The 21,620-nt window shown below is 52.6% G+C and carries 18 protein-coding genes; 11 read left to right on the forward strand and 7 right to left on the reverse strand.

Annotated elements, in window-relative coordinates; genetic code table 11:
* Genes HW115_RS00555 through HW115_RS00565 form a run of 3 tightly spaced genes read right to left on the reverse strand, consistent with a single transcriptional unit; the run spans position 1 to position 3,130 of the window.
* The gene (locus HW115_RS00555) at positions 1 to 471 is read right to left on the reverse strand and encodes a glycosyl-4,4'-diaponeurosporenoate acyltransferase CrtO family protein (protein ID WP_178930630.1); all 471 of its coding nucleotides are present in this window, start codon (positions 469 to 471) and stop codon (positions 1 to 3) included.
* A gap of 9 nt (positions 472 to 480) precedes the next feature.
* Positions 481 to 1,605: a glycosyltransferase family 2 protein gene (locus tag HW115_RS00560; RefSeq protein WP_178930631.1), complete on the reverse strand. Its 1,125-nt coding sequence runs from the start codon at positions 1,603 to 1,605 to the stop codon at positions 481 to 483.
* Positions 1,606 to 1,630: 25 nt separating this feature from the next.
* Positions 1,631 to 3,130: a phytoene desaturase family protein gene (locus HW115_RS00565; protein ID WP_178930632.1), complete on the reverse strand. Its 1,500-nt coding sequence runs from the start codon at positions 3,128 to 3,130 to the stop codon at positions 1,631 to 1,633.
* A gap of 89 nt (positions 3,131 to 3,219) precedes the next feature.
* Between HW115_RS00565 and HW115_RS00570 the strand changes: the two genes are divergently transcribed.
* Positions 3,220 to 4,602 carry an aldehyde dehydrogenase family protein gene (locus HW115_RS00570; RefSeq protein ID WP_178930633.1) on the forward strand — a complete coding sequence of 461 codons (1,383 nt, stop codon included), beginning with the start codon at positions 3,220 to 3,222 and terminating at the stop codon, positions 4,600 to 4,602.
* Here the strand turns inward: HW115_RS00570 and HW115_RS00575 are convergent.
* On the reverse strand, positions 4,583 to 5,044 hold the full coding sequence (locus HW115_RS00575) for an SRPBCC family protein (protein ID WP_178930634.1): 462 nt from the start codon (positions 5,042 to 5,044) through the stop codon (positions 4,583 to 4,585). The genes HW115_RS00570 and HW115_RS00575 overlap by 20 nt on opposite strands.
* Before the next feature lie 184 nt (positions 5,045 to 5,228).
* Here HW115_RS00575 and lpxD point away from each other — a divergent pair, with 184 nt between their 5' ends.
* The 5 genes from lpxD (at position 5,229) to HW115_RS00600 (ending at position 9,334) form a co-directional block, all read left to right on the forward strand.
* A complete protein-coding gene (gene lpxD, locus HW115_RS00580; RefSeq protein ID WP_178930635.1) occupies positions 5,229 to 6,260 on the forward strand; it encodes a UDP-3-O-(3-hydroxymyristoyl)glucosamine N-acyltransferase in 1,032 nt (343 codons plus the stop codon).
* 148 nt (positions 6,261 to 6,408) lie between these two features.
* Entirely contained in the window at positions 6,409 to 6,828 is a 420-nt protein-coding gene (locus HW115_RS00585; protein WP_178930636.1) for a DUF6941 family protein, read from the forward strand.
* A gap of 15 nt (positions 6,829 to 6,843) precedes the next feature.
* Positions 6,844 to 7,665 carry an SDR family NAD(P)-dependent oxidoreductase gene (locus HW115_RS00590; protein ID WP_227021193.1) on the forward strand — a complete coding sequence of 274 codons (822 nt, stop codon included), beginning with the start codon at positions 6,844 to 6,846 and terminating at the stop codon, positions 7,663 to 7,665.
* A 97-nt stretch (positions 7,666 to 7,762) separates the two neighbouring features.
* The gene (locus HW115_RS00595) at positions 7,763 to 8,356 is read left to right on the forward strand and encodes a trimeric intracellular cation channel family protein (protein WP_178930637.1); all 594 of its coding nucleotides are present in this window, start codon (positions 7,763 to 7,765) and stop codon (positions 8,354 to 8,356) included.
* A 75-nt stretch (positions 8,357 to 8,431) separates the two neighbouring features.
* Positions 8,432 to 9,334 (forward strand): hypothetical protein, encoded by a 903-nt coding sequence (locus HW115_RS00600; RefSeq protein WP_227021194.1) that lies wholly within the window; start codon positions 8,432 to 8,434, stop codon positions 9,332 to 9,334.
* A 58-nt stretch (positions 9,335 to 9,392) separates the two neighbouring features.
* Here HW115_RS00600 and purU read toward each other — a convergent pair whose 3' ends face one another.
* Both purU and lipB read right to left on the reverse strand, forming a co-directional pair.
* Positions 9,393 to 10,253 (reverse strand): formyltetrahydrofolate deformylase, encoded by an 861-nt coding sequence (gene purU / locus HW115_RS00605; protein WP_178930639.1) that lies wholly within the window; start codon positions 10,251 to 10,253, stop codon positions 9,393 to 9,395.
* A gap of 65 nt (positions 10,254 to 10,318) precedes the next feature.
* Positions 10,319 to 10,981, reverse strand: coding sequence for a lipoyl(octanoyl) transferase LipB (gene lipB / locus HW115_RS00610; RefSeq protein ID WP_178930640.1), 663 nt, complete (start codon positions 10,979 to 10,981; stop codon positions 10,319 to 10,321).
* Positions 10,982 to 11,264: 283 nt separating this feature from the next.
* Here lipB and smc point away from each other — a divergent pair, with 283 nt between their 5' ends.
* From smc to HW115_RS00635, 5 genes are all read left to right on the forward strand, one after another.
* Positions 11,265 to 15,047, forward strand: coding sequence for a chromosome segregation protein SMC (gene smc, locus HW115_RS00615; RefSeq protein WP_178930641.1), 3,783 nt, complete (start codon positions 11,265 to 11,267; stop codon positions 15,045 to 15,047).
* Positions 15,048 to 15,218: 171 nt separating this feature from the next.
* Entirely contained in the window at positions 15,219 to 16,064 is an 846-nt protein-coding gene (locus tag HW115_RS00620; RefSeq protein ID WP_178930642.1) for a lipopolysaccharide kinase InaA family protein, read from the forward strand.
* 115 nt (positions 16,065 to 16,179) lie between these two features.
* Positions 16,180 to 16,851 carry a sigma-70 family RNA polymerase sigma factor gene (locus HW115_RS00625; protein WP_178930643.1) on the forward strand — a complete coding sequence of 224 codons (672 nt, stop codon included), beginning with the start codon at positions 16,180 to 16,182 and terminating at the stop codon, positions 16,849 to 16,851.
* A complete protein-coding gene (locus HW115_RS00630) occupies positions 16,841 to 19,438 on the forward strand; it encodes a bifunctional serine/threonine-protein kinase/formylglycine-generating enzyme family protein (RefSeq protein ID WP_178930644.1) in 2,598 nt (865 codons plus the stop codon). Before HW115_RS00625 ends, HW115_RS00630 begins: the two co-directional genes overlap by 11 nt.
* A 4-nt stretch (positions 19,439 to 19,442) precedes the next feature.
* Positions 19,443 to 19,856 (forward strand): OsmC family protein, encoded by a 414-nt coding sequence (locus HW115_RS00635; RefSeq protein ID WP_178930645.1) that lies wholly within the window; start codon positions 19,443 to 19,445, stop codon positions 19,854 to 19,856.
* Between the two features lie 533 nt (positions 19,857 to 20,389).
* Here the strand turns inward: HW115_RS00635 and HW115_RS00640 are convergent.
* The gene (locus HW115_RS00640; RefSeq protein ID WP_178930646.1) at positions 20,390 to 21,616 is read right to left on the reverse strand and encodes a DUF4340 domain-containing protein; all 1,227 of its coding nucleotides are present in this window, start codon (positions 21,614 to 21,616) and stop codon (positions 20,390 to 20,392) included.
* Positions 21,617 to 21,620 lie beyond the last annotated feature (4 nt).

Raw genomic sequence — 21,620 nt, forward strand, 5'->3', positions numbered from 1 at the left:
TTAGATTGATTGGGTCGATGGGTGGAGGATTCGGATCAGGCGGATACGCGTGTATCTGAGATTGAGAATGCAAGGTAGGTTGGACAAGGTGGCGTAGATGAGAATGATGAGGTGATAAGGGGAGGGCGTCCAGACAATGAAGCATGAAATGGCGAGCCATTGTAGCCAGTGTGAACATTCCCCGCGTCTGGTTTCTTTGACGAAGGTTTCCAGATACTCTCGTTCAGTTGATTGGAGGGAGCTCTTTGAAAACCCCTTGAGCCAAGGGGCTCCATCCGGAAGGTAATGCTTCCAGCGTTTGATTTGGAATAAACGAAGATAAAGCCGGAGGTTTTGTTCTTTTTTATCGAGAGGTCGAGAAAAGCAGCTTTCCGGCAGTTGCGTTATTCCCCATGCGATGAGCAAATGGGCCATGGGGATGCCGAGGGCATTGATGCCGGCAATCCAGTAAGGATGGAGTTCGATCCACATGGTATGAGTTCAGGACGTTGGTCGACCTTTCCAGAGGATGTTTCGCCCCCGGCGTTTGTCGATGATGGATGAAAAAAAGAGATACTGATAGAATATCAGACTGACTGGATAACAGAGGGCATTGACCCAAGAAAAGTTACCGGCCATACGAAAGGCGATCAGGCATTGGAAAACATAGACGATGTAGGCGATCAGGCTGAGTGGTAAAAATGCCGGGGGAACAAAAGGGGTGCACATGCATGCGAGGGAGACCAGAGAGAACATAGCTCCGGTGATCCAGATGGAGCTAAGAGCCAATGCCGTTGGGTTGGCTTGGGCTGCACCTGAGGAAAAACCTTTTTTCCAACTCGAGATCAATTCGCTCATGCCTCCCGGGAACATACGCATCTCGATCTGCCCACGACCTAGCCGACAATCCCGAGGGATTCCACACTTGGCAAGTTGTCGGGCTAAGCTGAAATTTTCGAGGATCTCCCCCTTGACCGATGTATGCCCGCCTACACGTTGGTAGTCGTGTTTGGAGATGAATAAGCACTGACCGAACAGGGCCGAGTCGGGGTTGGATTTATGGTGGATTCCGAAGGCATTGGCTCCAGCCAGCATCAAGACATTGAAAAAAGCGGAGAACTCTTCATAGTTTTTTTCGATGCGATGATAGGGGGCGACTGAGATACAGGCCTGCTTGTCCTCGTAGTTGAGGATCAGATATTCGAGGGCCGTAGGCTTGAGTTCGGTATCGGCATCGAGAAAGAGCAGGAGTTCCCCATGGGCAGTGTCAGCCCCTTGTTGGCATGCCCAGGACTTTCCCAGCCATCCTTGCGGTGCCTTTTTTCCCTCGTGCACGCGGGCTCCACCTTGTGCAGCGACTGCCGCAGTGGAATCCTCCGACTGATCATTGACAACAATGATTTCATGTGGCTTCTGAGATTGTCTGGCCAGCGAGTTGAGTAGTTTCGAGATGTTCTGCTCCTCGTTGCGTGCCGGGATGATGATGCTGACTTTGGGATTGAGGGGGGGATTGTTGTCTGGTAATGCCTTACCGATTTTCCTGTGATCCATGTAGCGTGGTTTGCCAAGGACGAACCAGAATGCGGGGGCGCAGACCAATGCCAGAATGGGAAGGATGACGAGCATAGGGGGGGGGATGAGGTGGGGTGGCTTAGCTCACCGGGTGTCGTTGCATGATGCGGTCCGCACATTTTTGTCCGGAGAGAACGACCATGGGCATGCCGCCCCCAGGGTTGGTGCTGCCTCCGGTGAAGTAGAGGTTGCGATACTTGCTGGAGGTTTTGGGGGCTTTGAACCCGTAGTTCTTTTTCCAGTCGGTGACCACACCGTAGATGGACCCCCGGTTGGACCGATACATTCGTTCGATGTCGACCGGTGTGAGTAGGTCTTCGGTGATGATGCTGTCGCGTAAGCCGGTGAGTCCGCAGCGTTCCATTTTGTCCAGGCAGCGATCTTTCAGGGCGAGATAATCTTCATGGCTGATACCGGACCCGTCTTTGAGGGGGGGGATATGCGGTAGGATTTTGATGTTGTCGCATCCGTCGGGAGCTTTGTCCGGGTCGGTCCGGGTTGGGGCTACGACGTAAAGTGTGGGGTCGTCAGGGAGTTGTTCTTTGTGGAAGACCGTGTCGAAATGCTTGTGTTGGTTTTCTGAGTAGAAAAAGTTATGGTGGGCAAGTTGAGGGAACAGTCGGTCGGTTCCGATATGGAGCACGATGCCTGAACAGGCGGGGGCAAATTTTTCCAGCTGCCGGGTGAAATGTTCGGGTTCTTTGAGTAGGTGTTGATAGGTCGGAATGACTTCCATGTTGCTGACCACCAAATCGGATTCAATGTGCGTCCCATCGGCGAGTGTGATACCCGTCACTTGTTTGCCTGCTGTAGTGATCTGCGAGACATCGGCATTCAGGTGCACCGGGATATTCATTTCATCCATTAGTCGGCCGAGTCCGACAGCGAGTTGATACATGCCCCCGCGAACGTACCAGAGTCCGTAATCAAACTGAATGATCGGCATCAGGTTCATGTAACCCGGGGCGTCAAGTGCGGATGATCCGACGTATTTGATGAAATATTCGAAGATCATGCGGAGCTTCGGATCGCTGAAGTGGCTGGCAATGGTTTCGGCCATGCTGCGGTTGTAATCGATTTTACCTCCTAGCAAGCTGAGTTTGTAGTGGCAAAGAAACTCCCACAAGGTATCGAGCCCTTTATCAAAATAGCCGCTGTCGACGATCTGATACTGGCGGCGGGCGTATTCAAGAAACCCTTGAAGTTCCTGCCAGTGGGCGTTGGGTTCACCTGGCAATTTTGCCAGCTCCTGTTTCATCAAGTCGTCCTCCTGATAGAGGTCGATGCTTGGACCTGACTCGAAAAAATTCCTCCAGTGTGGAGTAACCGCATCCAGTTGCACGTAGTCTTCCATTTTTTTTCCAGCCCTTTCGAACAAGGATTCGAACATTTGAGGTAGAGTGAAAATCGAGGGGCCAAGATCAAAGGTAAACCCGTCTTTTTCCATCACGTTGAGTTTCCCTCCGATCTGTGGATTTTTTTCGTAGACTTGCACGTCATAGCCTGCAGCCTTCAGAGAAATGGCTGCGGAGAGTCCCCCAAGACCGGCACCAATAACAGAAACACGTGTTGATTGCATAATCCTAACTTGAATCAGAATAAGCACTTGTCAATGTGGAGCACTGTCTTAGTTTGCATAGTCTTGGGATGATGACTCAAGGCTTGGATATGAATCAGATGAATGAGAGTTTGGATATTGAGGAGGTGGTGAATCGTCAACGGAGGTATTTCTCCGGGGGAGGCACCCGGGATCTGGATACGCGCTTGGAGGCATTGTCCCGGGTGGAGCATTATCTACAGGGTCACCGTCAGGAATTATTAGATTGTTTGGCTGAAGACCTTGGTAAGCCGGCAATGGAGGCTTACCTTGCCGAGTATCATTTTTTATTGCAGGAAATCCGTTTGATCCGAGGTTCTCTGAAAAGCTGGCTTCGAGCGAAGAAGGTGAAGAGTCCATTGTATTTTCAACCCTGCAAAAGCCGAATCGTTTACGAACCTCTCGGGGTGACTCTGGTTGTAGGTCCATGGAATTATCCGGTTCAACTCTCGTTGAGCCCCTTGCTGGCATCGATCGCCGCTGGCAACACGGTGGTATTGAAGCCCTCGGAGGTATCCTCGGCTAGTGAGACGTTTTTGTTGGACTTGGTGGATGCGTGTTTTGATCCCGGGCATGTCTCGGCGGTTGCAGGAGGTCCTGATGTTGCTTCTGCCTTGTTGGGTCAGTGTTTTGATTTTGTCTTTTTTACCGGGAGCACTTCGATCGGGAGAGTGGTGGCTCGGAAGGCTGCTGAACATTTGACCCCCAGTATTCTGGAGCTAGGTGGAAAGTGTCCTGCAGTGGTTGATGCTTCTGCGGATTTGGAAACTGCGGCCCGCCGAATTCTTGCAGGCAAAATGTTTAATGCCGGGCAGACCTGTTTTGCTCCGGACTTTGTCTTGGTGCATCATGATGTCCGGAGTGAACTGTTGGAGTGGATGCGCCGGATTCTGGACGAAGTGCCATGGGCCGAGGAAATGACCCGAATCATCAATCGCCACCATTACCAGAGGATTGAGGGATACCTCGAGGCCTATCAGGGCGAGGTCATGACGTCGTTTGACGATGATCCGGAAACCTTGCGGCTCGCCCCCCGGATCTTACCTGATGCCAGGTGGGAGGATTTGGTGATGCAAGAGGAGATTTTTGGCCCGGTCTTGCCGGTGCTGACCTACGAGGACGAGTCTTCATTATGCGGATGTTTACGCGATAGGTCATCGCCTCTGGCATTGTATTTGTTCAGCAAGGATGAGGCCTGGGTTCAGAGGCTGATAGCTGAAACTCGCTCTGGCGGCGTTTGTGTGAATGATACAATGAAGCAAGGGAGCAGCCTGAGCTTGCCCTTCGGTGGTGTTGGGGAAAGCGGCTACGGTCGCTACCGGGGTCGGGCAGGAGTGCTTGCTCTCTCGAATCAACGGGCGGTGGTGGAACGTCCGGCAAAGGGGCCGGCCTGGGCCGAGTTGATGCCACCATACGGCAAGCGCTTCGAATGGGTTAAGAAGTGGCTGCGTTGAAAATCTCATCACAAAGTCGGGCACGTTCATCGAAGATGTGCTGGAGCTGTTGTTTTACATAAAGCTTGTGAACGAGTTTGCCGAGTGGGCCGAAGGGCATGGCGTAGTTGACTTCATCACTCATCAGGACGCCGCCATCTTGTTCTTTGAATTTGTGGCAGTGATGCCAAACCTTGTAGGGGCCAAGCCTCTGGTCGTCGATAAATGAATCCATGGGGACGACCTGGGTGATCTCAGTCATCCAGCTAAGCCACACCATCGGAGCTACTTTGATTTTGTAAGTAATAATTTGTCCCGGGTGCATCTGCTCGGACTGCAAGTGGGTGATTTTGAATCCAACGGATTTCGGGGTAAGTCGATCGAGGTTGCGCGGGGATGAAAAAAAGCTCCACGCTTGTTCAAGATGGCAGTTGAGCCACTGTTGTCGATAGAGGTGATACATGGATTTAATTATCGGGGATAATGGAATAAAGGTGCAGCAAGTCCTGAGGTATGCAAGCTGGGATCGGGACAAGGTGGCAAGCATGCTTGGTGCCTACTGGCTGGCTGGAAGTGGATTCCTATAGGATAGTGCTTGCCTAGCGGGGCGCTGGCTCGTATTTCCATGGGTCTCAGCCCATTCACTTATGATGCACTTAAGCCTAGATGATATAGTCGGCCTCACCGGAGGAACCTTGATCCGATCAGGAAACACAACGGTATTCAAAGGAATGGCCGCATTGGATGAGGCCGGGGAAGACGAGGTCTCATTTCTAGGTAATGAGAAATACTATCAGGATTTTATCAACACCAGCGCGGGCGTGGTATTGATTCCCGCCGGGGTTCCCGAATACCCGGAAGGGGCGGCATTGATTGAAGTGGAGAATCCGACCTTGGTATTTGGTGAGGTCATCAAGCATTTTGTGTCTTCGGCTTCAGCTTTTTCCCCTGGGGTGCATCCCACTGCCTATGTCGCCGAGGGCGTTTCTTTTGATCCTGATCAAGTGAGCGTCAAGGCGGGTGCTGTGATTGAGCACGGCGTTTCCATTGGTGACGGAACGGAAATCGGTTGTGGCGTCGTTATTGGTGCCGGTGTGGAAATCGGAGAAAACTGCCTGTTGCATGCCAACTGCACGGTGCGGGAGCGCTGCGTGTTGAAGGACCAAGTGGTTTTGCAACCTGGTTGCGTCATCGGATCCGATGGATACGGATACCAATTGGTCGACGGCAGACATGAAAAGATCGACCAGGTTGGGATTGTGGTTTTGGAAAAGGATGTCGAAATTGGAGCCAACAGCACGATCGACCGAGCCCGGTTTGGAAAAACCATCATCGGAGAAGGTTGTAAAATTGATAATCAGGTGCAAATCGGGCACAATGTGCGCATGGGCAAACATTGCCTGATTGTTTCCCAGGTGGGGATCTCAGGTAGCACGCAGGTGGGGAATTACGTGACGATGGCCGGTCAGGCCGGGGCGGCCGGGCATCTTAAAATTGGAGATAAGGCTACCCTGACGGGGCGGACCGGGGCGATCAAGGATCTGGATGGCGGTGTGGTCTACATGGGGATGCCCGCTCGGCCCATGAGGGAAGAGCTCAAAAAACAGGCCAATCTTGCCCGTCTGCCGAAGCTGATTGCCGAGGTGAAGGAATTAAAGAAAAAGCTCGCTGAAGAATAAGGGATCGATCCCCGGAGACGCCCGCATTGTCATCAGACGAGGCACTTATCGGGCTGCTGTCTGCAATTCTTCATTTTCTAGGTGGACTCGCCGGGGATTTCGGTGCAGAAAACCTCTGCCCAATTCTAATAATCGAGGCATTTTTAAAATGGATATTCAAATTGCTACTCTTTGTGACTTCGCTGCCGACTACAACGGCAAGATGGTTCTTTCCGGAACTTTTGACACTCTCGCAGCCCAGGCATTGCCCGTGGTTCACCCACAGTGCTGTCTTGCTCTTCGCCTTTGCATTACCCCTGAGGACAACGGCCAACACAAGTTTTCTGTAAACATCATCGATGCCGATGGAAACTCACTTGATAAAAACATGCCGATCGACGCCGATATGCCTGTTGAGTTGCCTGATAACGTGCCCTTTATGACGCGTAACCTGGTGCTGAACCTGCAGGGACTCAAGTTCCCTGAGGACGGATTCTACTCCATCGATATCAGCATCGATGACGAGCTTGTGCAGCGACTGCCATTGCGCATTGTCAAAGTAGACCAACAGCAGGGACAACCAGCCTAAGCTGCTAATTTCAATATGACTGCCCCTGTAACCTCGCCATCGGCCGATCTGGCTTACCAATGTGCTCTGGTTACAGGTGCGTCGTCGGGGCTCGGCGTGGAATACGCCCGCCAGCTTGCCCCGGCATGTGAATCAATGATCCTCGTGGCCCGCCGCGAGGATCTTTTGCATCAATTGGCTGAGGATTTGCGTCAGTGCTGGCCCGGCCTGGTGGTGCATTGTTTGAATGTGGATTTGACGCTTGAGGCGGATCGGCATTCCTTATTCGCGTGGATGGAACAGAAAAAACTGGTTCCAGATTTGTTGGTGAACAATGCCGGCATGGGGGATTATGGTGAGTTTTCTTCTGCCGAATGGCCGAAGCTTGATGCCATGTTGCAGGTAAACGTAACCGCCTTGACCCACCTTTGCCACGGGGTGCTTCCGGCGATGATTGCGAGTGGTCGGGGCAATATCATCAATGTCAGTTCTCTGGCGAGTGCCTTGCCAATTCCCGATTTTACGGTTTATGCCGCGACCAAGGCTTATGTCACAAGCTTTTCGGAAGCCCTGCGTATGGAGTTGCGGGATTTTGATATCCCGGTTTTAGCGGTATGTCCCGGACCGGTGCATACTGGTTTTGGTAAAGTGGCGATGCGGATGACGGACGCCGATGGCATTCCGTCACGGGAGGGGTTTTACACCGAGCCTGAGGTGGTGGTTGCGGAGTCGATCCGAGCTCTTCGAGCGGATAAAGCACGGGTCTATCCAGGGTGGAAAATCGCCTTGTTGGCTGCCGGTATTTCCATACTACCCATGGCTGTCATTCGAGCTGTGCAGATCGGGCGGCGATCTTAATACAAAGGGGCTCGACAATTGGAAGCGCTCTGCCTAGAGAGGCTCCGAACGTCACACCAGCGATGTGTGAAGAACTTGAAGCTTCATTGATTTTGCCATGCTTTTTTATTGGGACATTGCGGGGGTTTTTATTTTTGCCATTTCCGGGGCGTTGGCCGGACGTCAGAAAAGTATGGATTTTTGGGGGATCTATATCATGGCGCTGGTAACGTCATGTGGAGGAGGCACCTTGCGCAGTATCTTGATTGGTGACGTTCCTCCGTTTTTATTCACCCAGCCTGTGTACCTTATCGTTGCTGCAGTAGGAACCTTGTTTGCTCGATTTTTTCCCTCTCTTTGGGATATGTTTAGTCGTGAGGTTTCTGTGTTGGATGCCTTGGGGCTGGGAATCTTTGTGTGTATTGGGACGGACATCGCTCTGGATCATGGCTTATCCTGGTGGGCGGCTGCAGGTTTGGGCGTGATCACAGCCACTTTTGGTGGCGTGATTCGGGATGTCTTGCGGAATGAGGTCCCTTTGATTTTCCGAAAAGAAATCTACGCCACCGCAGCTCTTGGCGGCAGTTTGTTGCTGATGGGCTTGCAATCGGTCGGCTTAGGTCAGCAGTGGTGTATTGCCATTGCCACCGTGGCAACCGCGGTGGTTCGCTTGCTGGCGATTCGTTACGCCATCAATCAATCGTCTTCGTAAAAGCAAGAAATGCGTGGGGTCTAGCAGGCTGGACCTTGCGCATTCAGGGTGTCATGGCATAGGCTCATCGGCACTATGTACATAAAAACGATGATTGCCGTGACCTCGGGACTTGCATTGCTTTGTTTTCCCTCGTGTAAGAAGACCTCAACGGGTCAGGGCGGAGCGGCGCCCGAAGTTGAAGAAAAAGACCAGAGTTATGTTTTGTATAAGGAAGGGTATTCCTTGCCGGTGGGCACGGTGATTACGGAATCCAGCGTGAACATGATGAAGGATGCTCGGCTGGAAGTTGCTATGATGGGGCAAGTGAGCAAGGGAACCATGGAGAGCAAAGGTGAAACGGTCGAGGTTACGACTTATGACAGTGAGAGCCAGCGCACCTTGTTTTTCGAGAAAGATCAGGAGATCAAAAAGTCTGAAATGGATGGGAAAGAGGAACCGGAGCAAACTTTGACCAAGCCCATGCAGGGGAAATCTGTGGTGCTTTCGAAGGATGATCAGGGAGTTTGGTCGGCGAAGCTGAAAGAGGGCGAGCCAACTGAAGAAATACAGAAGAAAATAGACAAGCTGGTAAAGTCACAGAACACCGAAGAAGGAGCCGAGATGTATGGTGCGGCTCCTCGCAAAATTGGAGACACCTGGGAAGTGGATATCGCAAAACTGTCGGCGTTTGATGTTGCCGATGGCGATTCCGAGGGAACCATTAAGCTTACGTTTCAATCGGTTGAAGAATTCGAAGGGATGCGTTGTGCCGTCTTGAGTGCAGACTTGGAGATGGTTTCCGAGCTGGACCAGGGGATGAAAATGAAGTTGAAGGGCACGGTCACCGTTCTGCGTTCACTGGATTACTTTGAAGACCTCAAAATGAAGGTCGAAGCGGATGTGAAGCTTACAGGTGCAATCGGCAATGGGGCTGGATCGGTCAAGATGACAGGTAAGATGGTAGCCGATGGAAAGAAAATGCTGAAACTTCCTTAGATCGTATCGTCAGCCAGATCATCGACCTCTTCCGGGACATCGTTCCGTTTATTCCGGTTTAATCCGGAAAGACAATCGCCCGGTTGCGGTGGATGATCGTTCGGTCGTTGACGTGGTAGCGGATCCCTCGAGCCAGCGCGATACGTTCGCAATCACGCCCGAGACGCATCAGGTCCTGAGGCGTGTGAAAGTGTTGAACCCGCTTGACCTCTTGCTCAATAATCGGGCCGGCATCGAGCTCGCTGGTCACGTAATGGCAGGTGGCTCCGATCAGCTTGACCCCGCGCTCGTAGGCTTGACGGTAGGGGTTGGCTCCGATGAACGCGGGAAGAAAGGAATGGTGGATGTTGATGATTTTTCCTCCAAGTTCCTGACAAAACCAGTCGGGAAGGATCTGCATGAAGCGGGCAAGCACCGTGAGTTCCACTTGTTCGTCGATGAGAATTTGGCGGATCTGTTGGAACCCGGCTTCTTTCTTTGTGGCGTCGCCGTCCATGTCGACCAGATGGAAGGGGACTTCCGCTTTTTCTGCGATGCTTTGGCAGGTGTCACGGTTGCCGATGATTGAGGTGATTTCGACGGGCATTTCCCCAAGTTGGGTGCGCCAGAGGATTTCATTGAGGCAGTGGTTGGTGTTGGTCACCAGCACAGCCGTGCGCATTTTATACGGGTAGTGACGGAAATCCCAGTTGGCTGAAAGAGATTTTCCCAAGGTGCGAAAGCCACTGATGAAGTCCTCGGTATCTACGGTCAGGTCGCTGGTATCAATTTCCACCCGGGCAAAAAATTTGCCATATTGTTCATCGGTGAATTGGGAAAGCTCAATCAAGTTGCCGGCGTAATCTGCGATATACGATGCAATTTTGGCGACGATCCCGTGTTGGTCCGGGCAATCGATTTTAAGAATCAGACCTTTCATGGCAGACGCTGATATAGCGGATCGGATGCGCGAAGCAATGCTTTAGCCTGTCACGATCTAATCGATCACTTCGTCGCGGACGTTTCTCTGGCTTGCTGCATTTCTGCCAGAACCGACTCCAAATGCGGGAGAAGCTTGTCTGCAAATGCCCGAACATCGACATCGGTGCCGCATTCATTTTCCAAACAGGTCATTTGTACGCCATCGATTCCACATGGCGTGATGGCAAAAAATCCGTTCAGGCTTTCACGGGTGATATTGATGGCGTAGCCGTGCAGGGCAATCCACTTGCGCACACCAACTCCGATGGACGCCAGCTTACGGTTTTCGACCCAGACACCGGTCAGCCCCTCGCGTCGCCCTGCCACCACATTAAACTCGGAACACGTCCGGATCAGCGCTTCTTCGAGCCCCCGGATGTAAGCATGCAAATCGTTGCCCAGTGGGTGCAGGTCGATGATCGGGTAACCTGTCAGTTGGCCGGGGCCATGGTAGGTGGCCTGGCCGCCTCGACTGATTTCAACAACCGGGTGGGGGAGATGGGATGTTTGATTCCCCAGTGAAGACCGGTCACGCGTGCGGCCGATGGTGTAGACCGGGCTGTGTTCCAGATTCAGCAGTTGATTGCCGGTTTTACCATCGATGATGTTCTGGACACACTGGTTTTGGAGATCGAGCCCTTGTTGGTAATCGATGTTTTGTCCAAGCCACTGGTGTTGCAAACGCATACCCATGCCTACTTGTGATTGTCGCCGTGCGCAAGAGCCGAGTGTGTTCGCCCCACGGGTGGGGGGTCATCTGGGTTAGCTAATTGTTTCACTTTTCTTAAGTGCTGATATATACAATATATGCTATATGTTTGCCTGTATAATACAACATATGCTGTTTTTGATCGATTTCACTTGGTCGCTGTCTGTTCTTGACTATAGTGGTTTAGCGCGAGACGTCATGTCCAGACATCGACGTCCCGCCTTCCCCCTCGTTAATAATCCCTGAACTCTGATCCACGTTATGTATCTCAAATCTCTCGAACTCCACGGTTTCAAATCGTTTGCAGACAAGACCAAGTTTGAATTTCATCCAAACGGGGTGACTGGCATTGTGGGGCCGAATGGTTGTGGGAAGTCCAACGTGGTGGATGCGATCCGTTGGGTCTTGGGGGAGACCTCGGCCAAGGCCTTGCGTGGTGGAGAGATGGCGGATGTCATTTTCAACGGCACGGACAAAAGCGGAACCAGTCGTGCCCGGGCAGCCTTGAGTATGGCTGAGGTGACGATGACGCTGGCCGACTGTGAGGAAATTCTCAAAATCGATTATAACGAAGTGGCAATCACACGCCGCGTGTTCCGTGATGGGAAGTCGGAATATCGGATCAACAACACCTTGTGTCGCTTACGTGATATTCATGAGATGTTTATGGATACCGGTATTGGTCGGACGTCTTACTCGATCATGGAGCAGGGTAAAATCGATATGTTGCTGAGCTCCAAGCCGGAAGACCGCCGGATGGTCTTTGAGGAGGCTGCGGGGATCACGAAGTTCAAGAAGGAAAAGAAAGAGGCGCTTCGCAAGTTGGAGTACACGGAAGTGAACCTTCTGAGGGTGTCCGACGTTCTGGCGGAACAGGAGCGGCGGATGAACTCACTGAAGCGTCAGGTTTCCAAGGCCCGTCGTTACCAAGAGCTAGCCAAGGATGTTACCATTTTAGACACCCACTTCAGCCATAAAAAATGCACCGAATACAAAGCCGAGTTGTCCGAGTTGGAGAACTCGATTCACTCATTGGAGGTGCGTGAAACCGAGCTGGAGGTTGGCTTACCCGAAAAAGAGCAGGCTGTTGTGGAAGCCCGGGATGCGGCACAGAGACTCGAGGCCGAGCTGTCTGAGATTCGTCAGCAACTGAATCACCACACCAATGCCGCGAGTGCGTCTGAGAGCCGGATGGCATTTAACCAGGAAAACCACTCTGAGCTGCAGGGACGGGTGAGCCAAAACCAGCAAGAAATCGAAGAAGCCCGAGGTAAACTCGACCAGCAGCAGTCGGATTATGAAGAATCGGAAAAACTTTTGATCGAGTTGACTGAGCGGATTGAATCGAAGCAGGCACAATTATCCGAGCTCGAATCGCGGGTTGCAGGTCTGCGTTCGGAGCGCGAGGAAAAAGACGGCATATTACGTAGCCTGCGTGGCGAGGCGAATACTACTCAGTCGGTGATAGCAGCAAGCCAGGCAAAAATTGAAAGTTCGCTTTCCCAGATGGAGAACAGCCGCGAGCGCTCTCGCAAGCTGTCTGAAGAACATGACCGACTTCAGACCGAACACGAGGAAGCTGCGTTGGAGCGGGGGAAAATTGCCTCCGAGCTTGAAAAGCGTCAAGACAAGCTGAAGGCACTGGAAGAAGAAAAGGAGGTGGCAGAGCGGACGTTCCAGCACACCCGGGGTGATCTGGATGCCACCCGGGATCGTGCAACATCGGCTCACAAGGAGTTGGCCCGGGCGTCATCTCGCCTGGATGTCTTGCGTCAGTTGGTAGACAGCGGCGAAGGGTTTGAAAAGGGGACCCAGTCGGTGCTCAAAGGGTTGGATGAACCTGAATTTTTTAACAACGGTGTGCGCGGTGTTTTGGCCGGCTTGATCGAAGTAGAAAAAGAATTTACCTTGCCGGTCGAGGCTGCTCTGGGGTCTCACCTGCAGGCAGTATTGGTGAGTGACAGCTCTTATACCCAGGCGATCATCGACCGTCTGACCGAGAAAAAACTGGGTGAAGCTGCGATCATCTCCGAAGATTTTGTGGCGGCTGCCGCCGAGAGCCAGATGATGACCTTGCCGGACGGGGCCGAAACCTGGGCCATGGACCGGGTGAAGTTTGATCCGAAAGTGGCATCGGTGATCGAGAGCTTGCTCGAAAATGTATTGATTGTCTCGGACTTATCCACGGCGATGGAAATGCGCAAGGACCTGCGCGGTGTGACCTTGGTCACCATGCGTGGTGAGTTGTGCACGCCGGATGGTGTTGTGCGTGGAGGATTGGGGAAAGGAGGTCAGAGTTCGGTGCTGGAGCGCCAGAATGAAGTGCGTGAACTCGATGCCGAAGTTCGTGAGTTGGAAACTGCCGATGAAGAAGCCCGGGTGGCTCTCTCACGTCTGGAGCAACAACTGACAGAACAACGGGAAGCCACCGAGGCCGCACGCGAGAGAGTGCAGAAAGCCCATGTGGAGGAGTCCACGTTGAAGGGACAACTCAGTCTCGCAAGCCGCGAAGTGGAATCGCTCGAGAGTAAGATCTCCAGTGTGGAGTGGGAGCAAAATGATATCAATGAACGGGACGCCAGTGCGAACAACGGCCTGGAAAACTTGCAGGGCGATCTCGAATCTGCCCGGGTTCGTTTTGAGCAGCTTGAGTCCGACCAGATTCGTTTGGTTGGCGAACTCGAGGAAGCCAGTCGGCGGGAGAGTGAAGCTGCATTTGAATTGCAGGAATTTAGAACCAGCCTCGCGGTTGAGCGTCAGGCATTTGAAGCGGCCGAAGCCCAGCGCTCGCCAATGGCTGCTCGCCTGGAGGAGCTGCGGTCGATCAGCATGCGGAGGGACGAGGAAATTGCCGGGTTCCTAGAGCGGATGGAAAAGGCACTGGCTGAAAATCAACAGCTGGCGGAAACGATCGAGACCCATCGCGCTGAGGCCCGGGACCTGGAGGAGTTGTTGGAAACTACGTCGGCGAGCCGCGGGCAACTGCATCAGGCGATCGAAGTCAGCGAGCGGGGACTATCCGAACTCCGGCATGAGGTGGCAAAAATCATCGAACAAAAAGGACGCGAAGAAGTAGCCGCCACAAAAATCGGCTTACGTCTGGAAAACCTGACCGAAACCGTCATGGAGCGGCATCAGATCGAAATCGAACATTTCCGGCCGGATGCTCATGCTCTGTTAGCCTGTCTGCAAGAGCGGGCGAAATCCTATGATCGTCAGGAAATGCGCCGCGCCGAGAAGGAGGGCCGGAGCTATGTTTCCCATGTCAAAGTGCCGGACGAATCAGAAGAATCGGAGCAGGCGCTTCCGGGCGAGTCCGGACCCGACTGGGAGTTGTTGGAAAAGATTGTGATCGACCTGAAACGCAAGCTCGATTCGATGGGACCGGTCAACCTGGATGCCATTGAAGAATACGACGAATTGGAAGATTTGCATAACAACCTGCGCAACCAGCATGATGATCTGGTGAATTCCAAGACGGAACTGATTGGTGTGATCGAACGGATCAATATCGAAACCAAAGCTCGCTTCTCAGAGACATTCAATCAGGTGACCAAGAACTTTAAAGGCATGTTCAAGATTCTCTTTGGCGAAAAGGCCAAGGCCAATCTGGTCCTCATCGATGAAGATGATCCGCTTGAAAGTGGTATTGATATCATTGCCAAACCTCCCGGGAAAAAACTGCAGTCGATCAGCCTGCTGTCCGGTGGTGAACGCTCGATGACCGCCGTGGCCTTGCTCTTTTCGATCTTCCAAATCAAGCCCAGCCCCTTCTGTGTGCTGGATGAGTTGGATGCTCCTTTGGATGAAGCGAACATCGGTCGATTCCTCAAGGTGCTGGATAACTTTATTGATAAGAGCCAGTTCATTATCGTGACCCACAGCAAACGTACGATGCATCGTGCCGATGTGATTTACGGGGTGACCATGGAAGATTTCGGGGTTTCCAAGCCTGTGGGCATGCGTCTCACGGATGCGGACCACGCTCACAAGGGGGAAGCCAAAACGGCAGCCCAGAAGGCGGCACTCGAGCTGGATTCCTAGATCCGGTCAGGAGACGTCGTCTCTTGATGCCTCAAGTCTCGACCTTCAATGAGCTTGGGTTCCAGATCCGAAGGGGGCTGGGTGATGCCTGGCCGCCTATTGTCTGACCTCAGCTTAGTGTTGGTCATTCTTAGGCTGGACGATTCAGCCTGCTTGCCCTAAACGATGCGCATGCGTGGCACGATCAAGGTCGAACCGGGAAACGAAGGGCTTTTGTCTTTTGTTGATCCGGAGCGGCCATTCGAGAGCCTCAGCGAGTATTTTGGCTATCCGCTTGGGAAGCATCAACGTCGGCGCTCCAAAGTGGCGTGTAAGGAGTTGAGCGGAAGCGATGGCGAAAAGGTCGTCGTGTATTTTAAACTTTATGGTTACCGGCGCTTGAGACGTGCTCTTTCCCGGATATTCAAACCGACCCGTTCTCAGTCGGAAATTGCCAATTTGAAGTGGTTCAAAGAACTGGGGATTCCATGTTGTGAACCCGTGCTGCAAGGGGTGTATCGCAATTGCTTTGGGATTGCGCGAAACTGCATGTTGATCACCCGTGAATTGACCGGGACACAGCAATTGGATGATTTTGTGCCGGCTTTGAGGGAAACGGTCCCGGATGAGGAGCAGAGAAAGGCAATCCGGCGAAATCTCTACGTTTCTTTGGCTTCCAGCCTGAAGAAAATTCATGATCGGCGTTTTTATCATGACGATTTCAAATGGCGTAATATCCTTGTGCGTCGTGCCGGGGCTGCGGAGAGCACCGAGGTCGAGGTGTTTTGGATTGATTGTCCGAATGGCTATTTTGACCGGACCGGAGGGATGCGTGGAAAACACGGTATGGTCAAGGATCTGGCGACCTTCGATTATGATGCTAAAAAGTGGGTCAGCGATGAGGAAAGGATGCTGTTTTTGTCTTTATACAGCGGCGAGGCTCCGAATAGCCCGGCGTTGAAGGCTCTTTTTTCCGAGGTCGAAGCCTACCGAAAGCTTAAAATCGACGACGATCGGCCGGGGCGAAAAGGACGCTGAGGCTTGTTTGGAACGCCCCCGGTGGGTAGGAATCGCTTAGCTGACGTAAATTATCTTAAAAACTGTGATAATTGCGGGTGGATTGGCTGCGTAGCTATGGTATATGAACAGCACGATGGCTGAAGAATCAGAAGAAAACGGCGAAAACGGCGAAGACGCCAAGATGGAAGCAGCGTATGCGCATACCCGGAAGAGTTTGATTGCCAGACTGGATAACTGGGAGGATCAGCGGACGTGGGATGATTTTTACAAAACCTATTGGAAACTGATTTACTCGGTGGCCATGAAAGCCGGATTGCGTTCGGAAGAGGCATTCGACGTTGTTCAGGAGACCATTATTTCGATTGCCAAGCAGAGTAAGAAAAACATGTATGATCCGGACAAGGGCTCATTCAAGTCCTGGCTGATGAATATGACCCGTTGGCGGATCAACGATCAGTTCCGTAAACGTAAAAAGGACACGGCGATGAGTATCAGCGAGTGGGGTGAGGAAGGCCGGAAGACTTCGGTGATCGACAGTGTGGAGGATACCAAAAGTGGCACCCTTGAGCGCTTGTGGGAAGTGGAATGGAAAAAGAACCTGGCGGATGCCGCGCTAGCGCGGGTTAAGGCGCAGGTCTCTCCCAAACAATACCAGATCTTTGATTGTTATGTCATCCGGGAGTGGGATGCGGACCGGGTGAAAGCCCACCTTGGCGTGAGTATGTCGCAGGTGTATTTGGCAAAGCACCGGGTAGGAAAGATCCTCAAAAAGGAGCTCGCCCGTCTGAACGAAGATGAGGGGTAAGGTTCGTCCAGAGCCGGAGATTCCGGATCACAAGGTGCTGCGCAAGATTGGTGGTGGCTCCTATGGCGAAGTGTGGTTGGCCCAGGGGGTGACTGGCGCGATGCGTGCCGTCAAGGTGGTTCGTCGCGAAGACTTTGAAGACGAGCGGGGATTTGAGCGCGAGTTCGAGGGGATTCTCAAGTATGAGCCGATTTCGAGGGATCACCCCGGTCTGGTGAATATCCTTCACGTCGGGCGCAGTGAGGTGGAAGGCGAGTTTTATTACTATGTGATGGAACTCGGGGACGATATTGATACCGGACAGGAAATCAACCCGGTTGAATATGAGGCCCGGAACCTGCTGACCGATTTGAGAAATGGTGCAGGCACGCCTTTGGATCCTGATTTTGTCATCGATGTGGGAGTTCGCCTGTCCGAAGCCCTGCTGCATCTGCATAAAAAGGGACTCGCTCATCGCGATATCAAGCCGTCGAATATTATCTTTGTCGGGGGTAAAGCGAAATTGGCGGATATTGGACTGGTTGCAGCCCGCGGGCAGCGAACGTTTGTGGGGACCGAGGGCTTTGTTCCACCCGAGGGACCGGGATCGGCGCAGGCAGATGTTTACGGCCTGGGCAAGGTGCTCTATGAGATGGCAACGGGCAAGGACCGCCTTCAATTTCCCGAGTTGCCGGATGAATTGCCTGAATCGGCGAATCGCAAGCGCTGGCTGGCGCTCAATCAGGTGATTTGTGATATTTGCGAACCGAGGTTGAGCAAGCGTACGGTCACTTCGGCTGAGGAATTGGCGGATGCTTTGAGGCGATTGCAACGCGGAAAGCGGATTCGCCGTCGGCGAAAGTGGTCGGTTTTGACCGTGGTGCCGATAGTTGCCGGCTTGATATTAGTGGGTTGGGTTTTACGGGATCATGTTCCCTGGTTCCAACCGCAGTGGGGTGGTGGAGACCAAGTTGTGGATGATGAAGTTCAACCTGAAAAGTATGGCTTTGTAAAAATCACCAGCGATTTGGAAGATGTTGAAGTTTACGATGGCAACGGTGAGTTTCTCGGGTTCACTCAGTTGAAGATCATGCGCATGAAGGCTGGACGTAGCTATGCCTTTGAGTTTCGTATGGAGGGATACCGAACCGTACGTGAGGAGGTTTTGGTCAAAGCGGGTGAGACCACGGTCGTTCGTCCGGAGATGTCGATTTATGCTCCTCCGGAGCCCGGACAAGAGTGGGTGGATAACTTTGGTATTCATTACCAACCGATGGACGGTTACCACATCAGCGAAGGTTATGTTCGTTTGTTCCAATGGCGGAGATATGAAAAACACCTGGGAAAAGAAACCGGGGCCGAGGTGATTGACCACAGTGAAAGTGGTCTGAAGCGACGGATTATTTTGGTTCAGCGGGAACAGGCTGAAGCGTATTGCCGCTGGCAGACGCAGCAGGCAGTCGATGAGGGCTACCTCGATGTAGATCAGTATATTTCGCCGAAAATGGATCAGAGTTTTTCCGCCGCCTCGATGACGGATAAGGCAAAAAAGGAACAATTCCGGCCGTTCCAGTGTATGGTGAAGAATATCGCCTTTGCCAGCATGGCGGTTCATTCGGAGCCGGAGGGGGCGAGTGTTCTGGTTAATGGCGTTTACAAAGGCGTGACCCCAATGCCTGTTATTGGCCGAATCAAACCTGGCAAGGTGGAGTTGAGTTTGGTGTTGGAAGGATTCAGGAGATCCACTCAGACGGTTGAACTCAAAGACTGGGCGCATGAGCAAATTAGGGTGAACCTGCAGCGAAACAACAGCGTGGTCTTTGATGCCAACTGGGAGAATAGTCTCGGGATGCGATTGGTGCCTGTATATAAAAATCTAATGGTTTCCGCTTGGGAGACCCGAGTCTCTGATTACCAAACGTATGTTAAAGAGACCAAGGCAAACAAGCCGCCGGCCGCTGGATTTGATCAAAGCCCAAACCACCCGGTGGTGCAGGTGTCGCGCCAGGATGCCATGGGCTTCTGTGAGTGGCTCACCGAACGAGAACGCAAACAAGAGCGAATCACCAACGATGATCGGTATCGCTTGTTGACCGACTGGGAGTGGAGTTATGTTGCCGGGCTTGAGGACGGGCTTCATGATTTGCCTGCCCAGCGCGAGTTGCGTCAAGTGGGCTTGTTCCCTTGGGGCCGTTCATGGCCTCCGGAGAGGGCCGGATTTCTAGTCGGCAATCTCGCCGACCAAACGGCGAGCCAGGCTGTGGATATCCGGCGTGACCGAACATTGCTCAACTACGACGACGGCTTTGAAAAAACCTCACCGGTTGGCTCGTTCCCATCGAATGAATTCGGGGTTTACGACCTGGCGGGCAACGCCCACGAGTGGGTGATGGACGATTACAACGGGCAGGGTGACTATGGCGTTCTTCGCGGAGGGGGCTGGAACAGCTGGCAGAAAGAACACCTTTATGTCACCCACCGAAACATCATCGAACCGAAAAAACGAAGCAACCTTTACGGATTCAGGGTGGCATTGGTAAAGACACCTCCGCAACCCGAGGAACCGGAAACCGAAACCGAACTATACGAATTGAACGAAAACAACTAAATCCATGGTCGAAATCAATATCAACTACGAAGGTGGGCTGCGCTGCCAAAACACCCACGGGCCGTCCGCTGTCCAAGTCTCCACCGATGCTCCCGTCGATAACAACGGCAAAGGGGAATCGTTTTCTCCCACCGATCTCGTGGCCACCGCCCTGGGAAGCTGCATGGCCACCATCATGGGCATCGTCGCAGAGCGTAAAGGGCTGGAACTCGAGGGCTTGAACATCAAGGTGGGCAAACACATGTCGACAGAGCTACCACGGCGTATTTCCAAACTCGAGGTCAGCATCGAGGTTCCCTTACCGGACGATCACCCTGCCCGCAAAGCTCTCGAGGCTGCCGCGCTGGCTTGCCCAGTGCACCAGAGCATTCATCCGGATATCGAAGTGCCGATTCTCTGGAAATGGCAGACTACTTGATGCTGGCTGTATGATAGGTCAATACATTGTAGATCAAAAGCTTGTCATTCATACGATTGATTAACTTTTTTTGATTAAAAATTCCAAAAATCACTTGCGGAGACCGGAAAGCTGGGGCAAATGGATCATGTCAGCGCGAGGTTGTCCAAGGGACCCAGCAGCCGGACGTTTGACAGGCCTCGAAAATTCACTTCTTAGTCCCAAGCGGTGGATTGGATAGGTAACAAATCTTTCCAAAATATTCATGAAGGTGAAGACCGGATGGTGCGTAGAGAGATTCTGCGACAGGAGGAAGTTAACCTCCTCATGAAACAAAGGTGTTCACTGAATATGGAAGAGGGATTTCGCAAATAATGGGCTGTCTGTCAGCGCAAGATTTGCAAACTCATTTGAGGCAGGCAACGAGATTTTCTCGTTGCCTGTTTCTTTTTTTGTTCGGGTGGGTTGATTCCCACCCAATGCCGTCATCGAGCCTGAGCCATTAGAGTAGGCCATCAAGAGCAGGCCATCAGCGTGGTTTTACAGGGGGCTTGTTATGGTTGGTGAACGGGGGGGATCGCAACCGATGGGCTGTCCACCGCCGGAGCTTTGCTTGTGACAAAGTCGCTGCGGTTTTTTTGCAAGGCGGTGAGTGTGGTGTGGCCAACTTGGTAGATACGCCCCTCAAACACCCGGCTTTGCTCGAGTTGTTCTTTGAGCTGGTTTTGGCGTGTGGCAAATTCTGCATCGAGTCGGGCGGCGTCTTCCGCTTTTTCGTCGGCTTGTTTGCTGCGTTCCTTGGGGAGTTCGGCTGTGATGTTCACGGTGAGTAGCCAAGCTGCCTGGGCGGGGGGAAGTGGTGATTCCGGATCATGGCTTTCGGTCGCTGGTTCTTTTTGTGGCCAGTAGGCGAGCTGGTAGGTGATACCATCGAAGGTTTGGATGACTGCTTGTCGTTTGAGTTTGGCATCCGGGTTTGCACTGGCACCGGCTTCTTCTTTACTGAGCACATCCTGGAATGAGCTGTAGGAGAAGAGGTTACGTAGGGGGGCTGTTGAGGTCACTTGCATGCTTTCCTTTTCTCCCAGATCGGCCAGTTTGAACTGCGAGCTGGCTTGATTACCTTCGCGACGAAGTTCCCAGCTTACAAAGTTGGGGTCGGAGGGGGCGCTCACCTTGACGCTTTGAATATTCTGAATACTCAGGAATTGTTTTTCCAGCCATGATGGAGCGTCAGCGTAGACTCCGGGAAAAGTTTCACCCACCGCGTAGATGCCGGAGTCATCGCCGGTAACGCGGATGAAGCGTCCGGCGTCACCGCGGCCTGTTCCACTGTATTTGCCGAGGTAGGCTTCTGCCAGAGTCTCACCGGAGCTATTGTTCATGCTTACTTTTAATCCCAGGTCACTTGCCTCTTCGCTTTCTTTGGCAAGGCCAAATTTGCCGAAGTGTTTGGCGCTGCAGGGGAATCCCTGGGTGACCTTGACCTCGTGTAGGGTGCCTAGCAAGTTTCTCAGAAGTTCGTGGTTGGCTGGGTAATGACCACGTTCCTTGACAGTCCAGAGATTGTTCTCTCCGCGAACCAGTGTGGTGAGCTCGTCACCTTGTTGCAGTGTGACGGACGTGAGTTCGCGAATGGGGAGCTTGGGCAGAACTTTGTCGCCGGCGACCCTGTTGGTCTGGCTTCCCACGGTTTCATTTCCGTGGAATTTAACGAAGTAGGCTGCGATGCCAAGCACGATGGCAATCGACCAGAGGATGATGACAGTGCGTTGTTTCATGAAG

Source organism: Oceaniferula marina (assembly GCF_013391475.1).
GTDB classification, from domain to species: domain Bacteria; phylum Verrucomicrobiota; class Verrucomicrobiia; order Verrucomicrobiales; family Akkermansiaceae; genus Oceaniferula; species Oceaniferula marina.

Bases quoted from the DNA above. Each gene is read 5' to 3' on its own strand.
- HW115_RS00555 (WP_178930630.1), bottom strand. From the start codon at position 471: ATGTGGATCGAACTCCATCCTTACTGGATTGCCGGCATCAATGCCCTC.
- HW115_RS00560 (WP_178930631.1), bottom strand. From the start codon at position 1,605: ATGCTCGTCATCCTTCCCATTCTGGCATTGGTCTGCGCCCCCGCATTC.
- HW115_RS00565 (WP_178930632.1), bottom strand. From the start codon at position 3,130: ATGCAATCAACACGTGTTTCTGTTATTGGTGCCGGTCTTGGGGGACTC.
- HW115_RS00570 (WP_178930633.1), top strand. From the start codon at position 3,220: ATGAATCAGATGAATGAGAGTTTGGATATTGAGGAGGTGGTGAATCGT.
- HW115_RS00575 (WP_178930634.1), bottom strand. From the start codon at position 5,044: ATGTATCACCTCTATCGACAACAGTGGCTCAACTGCCATCTTGAACAA.
- lpxD (WP_178930635.1), top strand. From the start codon at position 5,229: ATGATGCACTTAAGCCTAGATGATATAGTCGGCCTCACCGGAGGAACC.
- HW115_RS00585 (WP_178930636.1), top strand. From the start codon at position 6,409: ATGGATATTCAAATTGCTACTCTTTGTGACTTCGCTGCCGACTACAAC.
- HW115_RS00590 (WP_227021193.1), top strand. From the start codon at position 6,844: ATGACTGCCCCTGTAACCTCGCCATCGGCCGATCTGGCTTACCAATGT.
- HW115_RS00595 (WP_178930637.1), top strand. From the start codon at position 7,763: ATGCTTTTTTATTGGGACATTGCGGGGGTTTTTATTTTTGCCATTTCC.
- HW115_RS00600 (WP_227021194.1), top strand. From the start codon at position 8,432: ATGTACATAAAAACGATGATTGCCGTGACCTCGGGACTTGCATTGCTT.
- purU (WP_178930639.1), bottom strand. From the start codon at position 10,253: ATGAAAGGTCTGATTCTTAAAATCGATTGCCCGGACCAACACGGGATC.
- lipB (WP_178930640.1), bottom strand. From the start codon at position 10,981: ATGCGTTTGCAACACCAGTGGCTTGGACAAAACATCGATTACCAACAA.
- smc (WP_178930641.1), top strand. From the start codon at position 11,265: ATGTATCTCAAATCTCTCGAACTCCACGGTTTCAAATCGTTTGCAGAC.
- HW115_RS00620 (WP_178930642.1), top strand. From the start codon at position 15,219: ATGCGTGGCACGATCAAGGTCGAACCGGGAAACGAAGGGCTTTTGTCT.
- HW115_RS00625 (WP_178930643.1), top strand. From the start codon at position 16,180: ATGGCTGAAGAATCAGAAGAAAACGGCGAAAACGGCGAAGACGCCAAG.
- HW115_RS00630 (WP_178930644.1), top strand. From the start codon at position 16,841: ATGAGGGGTAAGGTTCGTCCAGAGCCGGAGATTCCGGATCACAAGGTG.
- HW115_RS00635 (WP_178930645.1), top strand. From the start codon at position 19,443: ATGGTCGAAATCAATATCAACTACGAAGGTGGGCTGCGCTGCCAAAAC.
- HW115_RS00640 (WP_178930646.1), bottom strand. From the start codon at position 21,616: ATGAAACAACGCACTGTCATCATCCTCTGGTCGATTGCCATCGTGCTT.